Origin of the sequence: Pseudomonas sp. R2-60-08W, from assembly GCF_003852335.1 — a bacterium.
Lineage (GTDB): Bacteria > Pseudomonadota > Gammaproteobacteria > Pseudomonadales > Pseudomonadaceae > Aquipseudomonas.
The window spans coordinates 3247387-3258774 of sequence record NZ_CP027731.1 but is presented as its reverse complement, the minus strand read 5'-3'; the positions used below and the strand labels follow the sequence as shown (position 1 = coordinate 3258774).

The following is an 11388-nucleotide window of genomic DNA, read 5'->3' as shown; positions in this document are numbered from 1 at the left end:
CGTGCGGCGGCTCCCGTTGGGCAGCTTGCCACCTATACTGCCAGCCTTTCAATCGGCGTTCCTACACTGAGAACTTATGGAAAACCTGGGTCTGGGCAAAGTCCTGCTCGTCGAGGACGATGAGAAGCTGGCAGGGCTGATCGCGCATTTTCTGTCGCAACATGGTTTCGAGGTGCAGGCGGTGCACCGGGGCGATTTGGCCTTGGCGGCGTTCCTGGCGTTCAAACCGAAAATGGTCGTGCTCGACTTGATGTTGCCGGGCCAGAGCGGCCTGCATGTGTGTCGCGAGATCCGCGCAGTGTCCGACACACCGATTGTGATCCTCACCGCCAAGGAAGATGACCTGGACCATATCCTGGGCCTGGAGTCCGGTGCCGATGACTATGTGATCAAACCCATCAAGCCGCCGGTGTTGCTGGCGCGCCTGCGCGCGCTGCAACGTCGGCAAGTGCCCGAGGCGACGGTACGCGATTACCTGGAATTCGGCCGGTTGTCGATCAACCGCAGTTGCCGGGTGGTCAGCCTGGGCGATGAAAAAATCGACCTCACCACCATGGAGTTCGAATTGCTCTGGCTACTGGCGAGCAGCTCGGGAACCATCCTTTCGCGCGACGACATCCTCAACCGCATGCGCGGCATTGCGTTCGATGGCCTGAACCGCAGCGTCGATGTGTACATCAGCAAACTGCGCGGCAAGCTCAATGACAACCCGCGCGAGCCAGTGTGCATCAAGACCATCTGGGGCAAGGGCTACCTGTTCAATCCGTTCGCCTGGGAGATGTAGATGCTGCGCCTGTATCTGCGCCTGTACCTGATTCTCGCGCTTGGGTTGGCCGGTGCGATCTGGTTGGTCAACTATGGCCTGGACGCGTACATGCCCGAGTCCAATGAAACCTATAATCGCGAGGCCCTGCGCGGCCCAGCGTGGGCCCTGGTGGAACAACTGCGGCCGGTGCAGGGCGAGGCGCGCCAGGCGCGTCTGGACCAGCTGCAACCGCATTACGGCCTGCGCCTGCAGCTGGTGCAGCGCGACAGCCAGCACCTGAGCGCGCGCGAACAGGCACTGCTGGCGGCCGGCCAAGTGGTGGTGCGCGAGGACTTCATGAAGTTCCTCGCGCCCATCGACGACGGCCCGCAATTGCTCGAAATCCAATTGCCGGAAGAACCGAAATGGTTGTACTTGTGGGCCTACGGGATCCTGGGCGTGAGCCTGGCCATTGTGTTGTACTTCTGGGTGCGTCCGCACTGGCGCGACCTGGAGCACATCCGCCTGGCGGCGCAGCGCTTTGGCGACAACGACCTCGGCTCGCGCATCCTGTTGCCGCGTCGCTCCACCGTGCGTGCGCTGGCCGGGCACTTCAACCAGATGGCCGAGCGCATCGAAAGCCTGATCGCCAACCAGCGCGAACTGACCAACGCGGTGTCCCACGAGCTGCGCACGCCGATTGCGCGCTTGTCCTTCGAGCTTGACCAACTCAAGCAGCAGGCCGATCCGCGCCAAAGCCGCGAACTGATCGCCGATATGTACGCCGACCTTGGCGAACTGGAAGAAATGGTCTCCGAGCTGTTGACCTACGCCAGCCTGGAACGCGGCGCGACCCAGGTTACCCGCGAAAGCATCGAGGCCCACAGTTGGCTGGACAGCGTGATCGGCAGCGTGGCGCTGGAGGCCGAGGCCGCAGGTGTGCAGTTGTCGCTGCGTACCTGTGAGGTCGATGTGATTCGCATCGAGCCACGATTCATGGCGCGCGCGGTGATCAACCTGCTGCGCAACGCCATTCGCTATGCCGACCGGCGGGTTGAAGTGTCGTTGATTAAGTTCGGCAGCGGTTACGAACTGCAGGTCAGCGACGATGGTCCTGGTATTCCGGTCGAGGGCCGCGCCAAGATCTTTGAACCCTTCATGCGCCTGGATTCAAGCCGCGACCGCCGTACCGGCGGCTTCGGCTTGGGCCTGGCGCTGGTCCAGCGGGTCAGCCAATGGCATGGCGGACAGGTGCAGGTGCTGGACTCGGAGTGGGGCGGAGCGTCGTTTCGGATGACCTGGGCGTATGCCGAGTAAGTACCCGTAAACAACGACAAGCCAATGTGGGAGGGGGCTTGCCCTAATGCCAGTCAGTTAAGAAGTAGGAAGGGTAAAAAGTAACCTGTGGCGAGGGAGCTTGCTCCCGCTGGACTGCGCAGCAGTCCCATTGTTTGGGGCCGCTTCGCGCCCCAGCGGGAGCAAGCTCCCTCGCCACAAGTCAGCTCTCGCTCCTGCTACTTCTTAACTGACTGGAATCAGGGCTTGCCCCCGATTGCGTCCTTTAGAAATTCAACGTGTCGAGGGGCGAGTGCAGACGTTTGAAGGCGTAGCCCGAAGCGCTCAGGCCATTGACCTGACGGCTGACGGTATCGCCCAGGCCATAGCCGCTGCCGGCTACGACCGCGTGGGCGTTATCGACGGGCAGCAGGATGTAGTCGGTCAGGGGCCCATCATGCAGTTGGCCGCGAATCACCAGGAAGCCTTCCTCCAGCCGCACGCTGACGCCGCTCAATGGCGCATCGGGCTCGTGGGTATTGAGCACCTGGTACGTGCCGACGGTGTCTGCCCACGCCAGGGGCAGCGGCGGCGGCTCGATGCGTTCGCCCACGGCAAGGCGTTGGCCGTGGCTGCGGGCGGTGAGGATCTGCCGGCCCTGTACCCTGACTACGTCCAGTTGCACACGACCGAGTTCGCCAAGGTCCTTGAGCCAGAAGCCGAGAATTTTTTTCTGCGCACGCAGCCAGCCTTGGTCGTCGCGCATCAGCTCGAAATCGCACCCGCCCAGTTCGCCGGACAAACGCCCGTGATCATCCTTGATACGCAACACGCCCCATGAGGTCGCGTAAAACCCGGCCAGGCGCTTGCGGTCGACTGCGGCCGGCACTTGGCGCAGCTTGAGGCCGTGGTTCGGGGCCTGGCAGTCGTCGGCACAGACCGCCTTGCCGGTCTGCGCCTGGAGCATCAGGCGCAGGGTGTCGGTGGACAACGACACCACCAGCTGTTCGGCATTGCTGTCATTGGCCATGATGATCACGGCCAGTTGCTGATCCGGAAGCATGCTCAACTGCGCGGCGAAATCATCGCCGCCGCCACTGTGCTGATAGGCCCGTATGCCAGGGCCGACCGGTTCATCCCCGCACGGCGCCAGAAACCAGCCGAGACCCATCTGGCAATCGAAATCCAGGGCGTTGCCGGTGTTCTGCTGGGTGAACATTTCATCGATCGAAGCGCTGCCCAGTACCCGGTTGCCTTTGTAGACCCCTTTGGCGAACAGCATGTGTACGTAATGGCTGAGGTCTTTGGGGCTGGCCCACAGGCTGGCGGCGGCGAGGTCACGGACCTGCGCGTCGTTGCTGGCCTTGCCCTCTTCGTAGCCCAAAGCGCGGTAGCTCAATTGGGTGCCGGTGCCGACGAAACTTGACTGGTTCATTTCCAGAGGCCTGAGCAGGCTGCCTTGCAGTTGCGCCTCGAAGCTTTTACCAGTGCTGCGCTCGATGGCCGCCCCCACCAGGGCGTAGCCCAGATTGGAATACGCCACCTGGGAGCCCGGCGGGCTGCTCAGCCACACGCCCGAAACGCGTTGCGGCATCTGGCCCATGGCGTAGTTACTGCGCAGATCGCGCAAATGCTCGCTGGGCAAGCCGGATTGATGGCTGAGCAAGCGGCGCAAGGTAATCGCTTGATCCGCCTCGGCCTGATCGCTGTGAAACCGCGAGCGTACGTGGAACTCGCGCAAGGTTTGCTGAAGCGGCGCATCCAGCCCCAGGCGCTGTTGTTCCACCAGTTGCAAGGCCGCCGTGGCAGTGAGCAACGTAGATATGCCCCCGGCGCGAAACGCCGTGTTGGGGGTGACCGGCACCCCTCGGGCCTTGTCGGCCAGGCCGAAGCCACGGGCCCAGATCAATTCCTGGCCACTGACCAGGGCAATCGACAAGCCCGCCACATTGTCCCGCGCCATCTCACGGGGTATACGGCTTTGCAGGTAGCGGATGATCGCGCCGTAATCGCCTTTTTGAATCGGCGGCGGGGCGCTCGGTTGCCCCTGGCAACCGAGCGTGCCCAACAGGCAACCGAGCAGCGGGATACCGCGTAACGTGCGAAACATGAAGAGCACCCAGATGGTGGTTTGGATGCTCGAATGCTACGGCCGTGGCGGCACGTAATCTTTGAGTGCTTTGTCGGGAAACTGTCAAAGACTGTTAACGCCGGCCTCGACCATAGGGTTATGTGTCAAGTCAGTTATCCAGGGCAGTCAAGATCGCATGCGCCACTTTCACCCGTTCGGCATTCGGGTAGTTCCTGTTGGCCAGGATCACCACGCCAATATCCCTGCTCGGTACATACGCCACGTAGGCGCCGAAACCATTGGTTGAACCGGTTTTGTTGTAGAGCACATTGGCCGGTTGGGCCTGCGCCGGTTGCAGCCACTTGACGGTGTGCGACTCCAGCGCCATCGGTGTGGAGTTGCCCTCTATCAAAGCCTGCTGGGTGATGGGGTAGGGGTAGTATTCCCAACCCAGGCCCTGGGTCATGCCGTCGACGCTGTAGTAACCGTTGTGTGTGGTGGCGATCGCCTGTTGCAGCGGCGCGCTCAAGGTTTCGGGGTGCAGGTTGAGCATCACGTAGCGCGCCAGGTCCTGGGTGCTGGTCTTGATGCCGTAGGCTTCGCTGTCGAGTGCGCCTGGGCCCACGCGCACGGGTTTGTCCTGCTTATCGTAGCCTTGGGCGTAGCGGCCCAGCCCGTCGGCGGGCACGTTGAGGTAGGTGTTCTTCAAACCCAGCGCCGGCAGCAAGGTCTGTTCCATGGCGACATTGAACGGCTGGCCCAGGCTTTTGGCCGCGAGGTAGCCGAACAAGCCGATGCTCGGGTTGGAGTAGAGGCGTCGCGTACCGGGGGTGTCGGTGGGTTGCCAGTGCCTGTAGTAATCGAGCATGGTCGCGGCGCTGTCGGCCGCACCTGGGAATTGCAGCGGCAGGCCGCCTGCGGTGTAGGTCGCCAGTTGCAACAGGCTGATGTGATCGAACGCACTGCCGGCCAGTTCGGCCCAGTGCTGGCTGGCGCGGTCCGACAGCTTCAACTTGCCGCTGGCCTGGGCATAGCCACCGAGGGTTGAAGTGAAGGTCTTGGACACTGAGCCGACTTCGAAAAGGGTGTCTTGCGTGACGGGCTGCTTGCCTTCCCTGGACGCCACGCCGTAGTTAAAGTATTGCGCCTGACCATCCTTCACCACGGCCACCGACAGCCCGACGATGCCCTGTTGCTGCATCAGCGGTTTGACGCGACTGTCCACCACCTCGCGCAGGTCGGTCGCAGCCATGCACGGAGCAGAAACCAGCAGAGACGCTGAAATCATTAGGCTTCGTACGCTAAAACGGGATTTTTCTTGCATAGTATTTTCGCTTTCTTGTAACGGATGGACTAAGGCTGAGAGCCTGCGCGGGCGCTGCCAATCTAGGCGTTATTAGTCGCTGATACAAACGATGTCGCCGAACAGCTGCACACGCCGGCCGACCTGTTGAAACACACATTGCTGCGCTCTTACCGCACCGATGAATGGAGCCTGTGGTTCCAGGCTGCCGGGCTGCCGGTCGATACCCCTGGTACCGCGCAGCATCGTGTTCGATTCGTCGCTGGCGATGATGGAAGCGGCGCTGCAGGGCCTCGGCGTGGCACTGGCGCCGGCGATGATGTTTACGCGGCAATTGGAGAGTGACGTGATTCGCCAGCCGTTCGCGGTGGGGATAACCACCGGCAGTTACTGGCTGACGCGCTTGCAGTCGCGGGCTGAGACGCCAGCGATGCTGGCGTTCAAGGGATGGTTGCAGGCGATTGCTGCCTGATGTGCATAGGTATCTACACAACTTTGGTGTAGCCCTGAACCTGTGACGGCTCAGAAGCTGAAGCCTCTCTAACTGACGCCCCGCGCCCTAAATGTGGGAGGGGGCTTGAACTGGCCTAATGATCCCGGACACCTCTTAAGGGCGATATGATTCGCCCAATCAGGAGGTTCCATGCAACAGCGAAAGACCTACACCCACGAGTTCAAGCAACGTGCTGCAAGCATGGTTCTTGATGATAACTGTTCAGTTCCCGACGTCTGTGCATCGATGGACGTTGGCCCTACGGCTCTGCGCCGCTGGGTTGATCAGGTTCGTAAAGAGCGTCACAAAGGGCAGCCAGTGGCAGGTACCAAGGCTATCAGCGATGAACAGCGAGAGCTTCAACAGCTACGAGCCAAGGTCAAGCGCCTGGAGAGTGAGGCTGAAATCTTAAAAAAGGCTACGGCTCTCTTGATGTCGGATCCCGATCGTTTTTCCTGATCGAGGAACTGAGGGAGTCGAGTTTATATCCGACCAGCCTGCTTTGCAGTGCGCTAGGCGTTTCCCGCAGCGCGTTTTATGACTGGCTTAAGCGTCGCTCAGAGCCAAATACCAAGCGTGACGCGCTTAGAGCAAAAGTCGTGCAACTGCATGACGAAAGCCGGGGAAGTGCAGGTGCACGGATGATCTCTCAGCACTTGAAGGCCCAGCAGATCAAGGTAGGTCGGCATCTGGCCGGAAAACTTATGGCGGAGGCAAATCTGGCCAGCAGACAGCGCCGCCGCCATCAATATCGCTCTAGAGGCGTTGAAGCATTTGTGGCCAAGAACCTGCTTGAGCGTAACTTCGAGCCAACCGCAATTAATCAAGTCTGGTGCGGCGACGTTACCAGCCTAATGGTTGGGAAACGCTGGTATCACTTGGCAGTGGTCATTGATCTGTTCGCCCGCCGAATCGTTGGCTGGGCGTTTTCTCTGATCAATGACGCCAACCTGGTTAGCAAGGCTCTGAGAATGGCGGTGGAGGTTCGAGGCAAACATGCAGGCTTGATGTTTCATTCGGATCAAGGCTGCCAATACACCAGCCAGCTCTTTCAGTCCGCGTTGCTGGAGTATGGGATAACCCAAAGCATGAGCCGCAGAGGGCAGTGCTGGGACAATGCACCAATAGAGCGTTTCTTCGGGACGCTCAAATCAGAGTGGGTGCCCACCAAGGGCTATATGACGGTTGAAGAAGCCAAGCAGGATATGACCAGCTTCTTCATGCGATACAACCGAATCAGGCTCCACAGCTACAACAACTACCTGTCGCCAATAGCCATGGAGCAAAAAGCGGCATAAACACCGTAATCGGTGTCCGGGATTACTTGACCAGTTCAGCTTGCCCCCGATGGCGGCCTCTGGGCCGACCAGGATGTTGGATTGGACCGAGTACATATCCGTTGCTGCGGTAACGGCGGCTTAGGGTTCCGCCCTTACGGCGTCTCACTTTTGAAAAGCGCAAAAGTAAGCAAAACGCTCTTGCCCCACCACTCGGCACCTCGCCCAGGCTCGGTGTGCCCGTAATCCGACATTGATTTGGGGGGCCGCCGCCACGCGCCATCCATGGCGCGGGGCGGCTAAACCGGCATCCCTGCCGGTTTACCCCCCAAATCAATATCGAATTCCGGCCAGCGTGGTTTAACGGGGCGCCTAGATCAAAAGCAAGATCAAGAGCGACTCGCTTCGCATCGTGGTTACCGTTGTTGGATTGTATCTAGGCAAGGTATTTGCGGAACCATCCCAGGGTGCGCTCCCACGCCAGGTTCGCTGCTGCCTCGTCATAACGCGGCGTCGAATCGTTGTGAAAGCCGTGGTTGGCTCCCGGGTAGATAAATGCCTCATACGTCGTGCCGGCGGCTTTCAGCGCCTGCTCGTAGGCCGGCCAACCTTCGTTGATGCGCGCATCCAGCTCCCCGTAATGCAGCAGGATCGGTGCCTTGATGCGGGGTACGTCCTTGGCTTCGGGCTGACGCCCGTAGAACGATACGGCCGCCGCCAGTTCCGGGTAGGCCACCGCCGCCGCATTGGTCACGCCACCGCCATAGCAGAAACCGGTGATGCCGACTTTGCCGGTGCTGCTGTCGTGGTGCATCAGCCATTCAATGGCCGCGAAAAAGTCGTTCATCAGTTTGGTGGGGTCGACGGTCTGCTGCAGGGCCACGCCTTTTTCATCGTTGCCGGGGTAGCCGCCCACCGAGGTCAGGCCATCGGGCGCCAGGGCGATAAAGCCGGCTTTGGCCAGGCGCCGCGCCACGTCTTCGATATACGGATTCAGGCCACGGTTCTCATGCACGACCACCACCGCAGGCAGTTTGCCGGCGGCCTTGGCCGGGCGCACCAGGTAGCCGCGCACCGTGCCGTTACCCTTGGGTGACGGGTACGTGATGTAGTCGGCAACGATAGCGGGGTCGGTGAATTTCACCTGTTCGGCGAGTGCGTAGTTGGGGCTCAGGGCGGCGAGCAGGGCCGAGGCGGTCAGGCCACCGAAGGTAAACAGCGCGGCGCGGTCGAGGAATTCGCGGCGGTTCAGCGTACCGTGGGCGTAGCCATCGTAGAGTTCCAGCAGTTCGGGAGCGAAGTCTTTGGCGGTGAGACGAGTCATCGGTGCAGTCCTCGGTTAGCGGTTGCCGTCAAATGTAGACCAGGATCAACCCGTGCGGCCACGGGCGCGGACGCCATTTCTGTTTAGCAGCCCCTGGCCCCTAGCGCTAGCGCGCGAAGCGCTTCGCGCCGGCCACGCAGCCGATCACCGCCACCGTGACCAGCAGCAGGCCCAGGCTGACCTGCTCATGCAGCAGGCCCGCCGCCAGCGCCAAACCAAAGAACGGTTGCAGCAACTGCAACTGGCCGACCGCAGCGATGCCACCCTGGGCCAGGCCGCGATACCAGAACACAAAGCCGATCAACATGCTGAACACTGCGACGTAACCCAGGCTCAGCCAGGCCGGCAGGCTGATGCCTGTGAACGACGCGGGCGCCAGCAGCCAGCTCAACGGCGCGACGACGGGCAGCGACATTACCAGGGCCCAGCAAATCACCTGCCAGCCGCCCAGGCTGCGCGACAGCTTGGCGCCTTCGGCATAGCCCAGGCCGCAGACCAGCACCGCCAATAGCATCAGCAGGTCCCCGGCGGGTGCGGCGCTCAGGCCCTGGGCGAAGGCGTAACCCATCACCAGCGCACTGCCCAGCCCCGAAAACAACCAGAACACCGGTCGCGGCCGCTCGCCGCCGCGCAGCACGCCGAAGATCGCCGTCGCCAGCGGTAGCAGGCCGATAAACACAATGGAGTGCGCGGAGGTCACGTATTGCAGCGCCAGCGCCGTGAGCAGCGGGAAACCGATCACCACGCCGAACGCGACGATAGCCAAGGGCGCCCATTGCGAGCGGGTGGGGCGTTTTTCGCGGAATAGCCGCAACAGGCACAGCCCCAGGATGGCTGCGAGCGTCGCGCGGATCATGGTCAGGAACACCGGGTCGAATTCCATCACCGCCAGGCGCGTGGCCGGCAGCGAACCGCTGAAGATCACCACGCCAATAAAACCGTTGATCCAGCCTTGGGTGCTGCTGTCCAGTGTGCCGAAAGGCGAGGTGCGTTCCATGGGGGTATGTCCGAAAAAGGGAAGTTGCGTACTCGGCATCCTAGGGCTGAAGATTGAGGCAATCAAAAAATTGTCATGGATACATCACCAATGCCGCGCGCCCGCTACAAGTCGCTGGTCGATACCTTCGCCGAGGCCATTCGTGCGGGCAAAATGCCGCCCGGCACGCGCCTGCCCACGCACCGCCAACTCGCCGCCGAGCATGGCCTGGCGCTGGTCACCGCGAGCCGCGTATACGCCGAGCTGGAGGCGATGGGGCTGGTCAGTGGTGAAACCGGGCGCGGCACTTTTGTGCGCGAACTGGCGTTACCGCCGGGGCAGGGCAGTGGGCAGATGCCCGTCGCGGCGGGCATGCTCGATTTGAATTTCAACTACCCCTCATTGCCCGGCCAGGCCGACCTTTTGCGTGGCGCGCTGCGCCAGTTGGCGTTATCCGGCGACCTGGAAGCGCTGTTGCGTTACCAGCCCCATGCCGGCCGCCTGCATGAACGCGCGGCAGTCGCGCAGCACCTGTTGCAGCGCGGGCTGGCGGTGCAGGCCGAACAGGTATTGCTGGTCAGCGGAGCCCAGCACGGCTTGGCGGTAACCCTGATGGCGCTGCTCAAACCTGGCGATGTGATCGCCGTCGACGCATTGACCTATTCGGGCTTCAAGGTATTGGCCGAGACCCTGCACCTGGAGATCGTCGCGATCCCGGCCAGCGCCACCGGCCCGGACCTGGATGACCTGCAGGCCCTGTGCCGCAAGCGGCCGGTGCGCGCGGTCTACAGCATGCCCACCCTGCATAACCCGCTGGGCTGGGTGATGAGCCTGGCGCAGCGCGAGCGCCTGGTGGCGATTGCACGAGAGCACCACTTGATGATCATCGAGGACGCCGCCTACGCCTTCCTGGCCGAATACGCGCCGCCGCCGCTGGCGAGCTTGGCGCCTGAATGCACTGTCTACGTCGGTGGGTTTTCCAAGAGTGTCGCCACCGGCTTGCGCGTGGGTTTCATCGCGGCGCCCCTGGCTTGGGTCAAGGTATTGGAGCGCACCGTCATGGCCACCACTTGGAACGTGCCGGGTGTGATGAGTGCGATCGCCGTGGCCTGGATCGAAGATGGCACCGTCGCGCAGTTGGAGGCGCAAAAACGCGCAGATGCCCAGGCACGGCAAGCTTTGGCCGCGCAAGTGCTGGCGGGGCTGAGCTATATCAGCCATCGCTCGTCGTATTTTTTGTGGCTGCCGCTGGCCGAAGATGCCCGCGCCGATCAGGTGGCCATGACCTTACAGCGCGAGGGTATTGGCGTTTCCACCGCCGAGCCGTTTGCCGTCTCGGCCCATGTGCCCCACGCGCTGCGCCTGGCGTTGGGGTCGGTGTCGATGACGGCGCTGCGTGAGGCGTTGCTCAAGGTGCGCAAGGTGGCGCAATGGTGAGCCGTGGCTGAGCGGCTCACCGACAGGGGTCAGTATTTGTAGGCCTGGCGACCGATCAGCAGCCATTGGCCTTTCTGCTTCTGCCAGACCTGGAAGTTATCGATATCGGTCGGCACTTCGACGCCACTGTTCACCGCCAGGGCGTGAAAGTGGTTGCGCACCAGAGCGGTATCGCCATTGAGGGTGATGCTCTGGTTTTGCATTTCCAGGGTCTTGAACGCGCTCTTGTGAGTTTCCAGGTCTTCGATGAACTGCGCCTTGTTCTGCACCTTGCCGCTGGAATGGCCGTAAGTGAGGGTGTCTGCGGTCAGCGCATGCAGTTGCTTGAGGTCCAGGTGCAACATAGCCTGGGTCAGTTGGTCGACCGCCTGGGCTACTTCCTTCTCGGCGGGCGCCGGTGCAGCCGCGACGTAGCCGGAGAACAGGCACAGGAAAGCGATCAGCACTTTGAGATTTTGCATGGGGAGTCCTTATTGTTGTTGGGGAT

The 11388-nt window shown here is 61.7% G+C and carries 10 protein-coding genes and 2 pseudogenes; 6 read left to right on the top strand and 6 right to left on the bottom strand.

Annotated features, from left to right (window positions below; genetic code table 11):
• Nucleotides 1–76 precede the first annotated feature (76 nt).
• Together C4J90_RS14750 and C4J90_RS14745 are read left to right on the top strand one after the other, a co-directional pair.
• Entirely contained in the window at nt 77–784 is a 708-nt protein-coding gene (locus tag C4J90_RS14750) for a response regulator (protein WP_124420174.1), read from the top strand.
• Entirely contained in the window at nt 785–2062 is a 1278-nt protein-coding gene (locus C4J90_RS14745; RefSeq protein ID WP_124420173.1) for an ATP-binding protein, read from the top strand.
• Between the two features lie 84 nt (nt 2063–2146).
• Here the strand turns inward: C4J90_RS14745 and C4J90_RS27485 are convergent.
• The 3 genes and pseudogenes from C4J90_RS27485 to ampC all read right to left on the bottom strand — a co-directional run.
• A pseudogene (locus tag C4J90_RS27485) lies at nt 2147–2242 on the bottom strand (N-acetyltransferase); the annotation flags it as partial.
• 64 nt (nt 2243–2306) lie between these two features.
• Nucleotides 2307–4130, bottom strand: a complete 1824-nt coding sequence (locus C4J90_RS14740; RefSeq protein WP_124420172.1) for a serine hydrolase — start codon at nt 4128–4130, stop codon at nt 2307–2309.
• A gap of 130 nt (nt 4131–4260) precedes the next feature.
• Nucleotides 4261–5415, bottom strand: coding sequence for a class C beta-lactamase (gene ampC, locus C4J90_RS14735; RefSeq protein WP_124420171.1), 1155 nt, complete (start codon nt 5413–5415; stop codon nt 4261–4263).
• Between the two features lie 93 nt (nt 5416–5508).
• On the opposite strand from ampC, the pseudogene C4J90_RS14730 reads away from it, so the two are divergent.
• From C4J90_RS14730 to C4J90_RS14725, 3 genes and pseudogenes are all read left to right on the top strand, one after another.
• A pseudogene (locus C4J90_RS14730) lies at nt 5509–5866 on the top strand (LysR substrate-binding domain-containing protein); the annotation flags it as partial.
• Nucleotides 5867–6037: 171 nt separating this feature from the next.
• Complete coding sequence (locus C4J90_RS27170) at nt 6038–6346, top strand: transposase (protein ID WP_256658866.1); 309 nt, start codon at nt 6038–6040, stop codon at nt 6344–6346.
• Nucleotides 6343–7185, top strand: coding sequence for an IS3 family transposase (locus tag C4J90_RS14725; RefSeq protein ID WP_305955275.1), 843 nt, complete (start codon nt 6343–6345; stop codon nt 7183–7185). The genes C4J90_RS27170 and C4J90_RS14725 overlap by 4 nt, the downstream gene beginning before the upstream one ends.
• Before the next feature lie 415 nt (nt 7186–7600).
• Here the strand turns inward: C4J90_RS14725 and yghX are convergent, their stop codons facing one another.
• Nucleotides 7601–8488 carry a YghX family hydrolase gene (gene yghX, locus C4J90_RS14720; protein WP_124420170.1) on the bottom strand — a complete coding sequence of 296 codons (888 nt, stop codon included), beginning with the start codon at nt 8486–8488 and terminating at the stop codon, nt 7601–7603.
• Nucleotides 8489–8594: 106 nt separating this feature from the next.
• Nucleotides 8595–9485: a DMT family transporter gene (locus tag C4J90_RS14715; RefSeq protein WP_124420169.1), complete on the bottom strand. Its 891-nt coding sequence runs from the start codon at nt 9483–9485 to the stop codon at nt 8595–8597.
• Nucleotides 9486–9575: 90 nt separating this feature from the next.
• Here C4J90_RS14715 and C4J90_RS14710 point away from each other — a divergent pair, with 90 nt between their 5' ends.
• Complete coding sequence (locus tag C4J90_RS14710; RefSeq protein ID WP_124420168.1) at nt 9576–10901, top strand: PLP-dependent aminotransferase family protein; 1326 nt, start codon at nt 9576–9578, stop codon at nt 10899–10901.
• 29 nt (nt 10902–10930) lie between these two features.
• Here C4J90_RS14710 and C4J90_RS14705 read toward each other — a convergent pair whose 3' ends face one another.
• The gene (locus tag C4J90_RS14705) at nt 10931–11362 is read right to left on the bottom strand and encodes a nuclear transport factor 2 family protein (protein ID WP_124367244.1); all 432 of its coding nucleotides are present in this window, start codon (nt 11360–11362) and stop codon (nt 10931–10933) included.
• Between the last annotated feature and the right edge of the window lie 26 nt (nt 11363–11388).

Bases quoted from the DNA above. Each gene is read 5' to 3' on its own strand.
- C4J90_RS14740 (WP_124420172.1), bottom strand. From the start codon at position 4,130: ATGTTTCGCACGTTACGCGGTATCCCGCTGCTCGGTTGCCTGTTGGGC.
- C4J90_RS14750 (WP_124420174.1), top strand. From the start codon at position 77: ATGGAAAACCTGGGTCTGGGCAAAGTCCTGCTCGTCGAGGACGATGAG.
- C4J90_RS14745 (WP_124420173.1), top strand. From the start codon at position 785: ATGCTGCGCCTGTATCTGCGCCTGTACCTGATTCTCGCGCTTGGGTTG.
- C4J90_RS14715 (WP_124420169.1), bottom strand. From the start codon at position 9,485: ATGGAACGCACCTCGCCTTTCGGCACACTGGACAGCAGCACCCAAGGC.
- C4J90_RS27170 (WP_256658866.1), top strand. From the start codon at position 6,038: ATGCAACAGCGAAAGACCTACACCCACGAGTTCAAGCAACGTGCTGCA.
- C4J90_RS14705 (WP_124367244.1), bottom strand. From the start codon at position 11,362: ATGCAAAATCTCAAAGTGCTGATCGCTTTCCTGTGCCTGTTCTCCGGC.
- ampC (WP_124420171.1), bottom strand. From the start codon at position 5,415: ATGCAAGAAAAATCCCGTTTTAGCGTACGAAGCCTAATGATTTCAGCG.
- C4J90_RS14710 (WP_124420168.1), top strand. From the start codon at position 9,576: ATGCCGCGCGCCCGCTACAAGTCGCTGGTCGATACCTTCGCCGAGGCC.
- yghX (WP_124420170.1), bottom strand. From the start codon at position 8,488: ATGACTCGTCTCACCGCCAAAGACTTCGCTCCCGAACTGCTGGAACTC.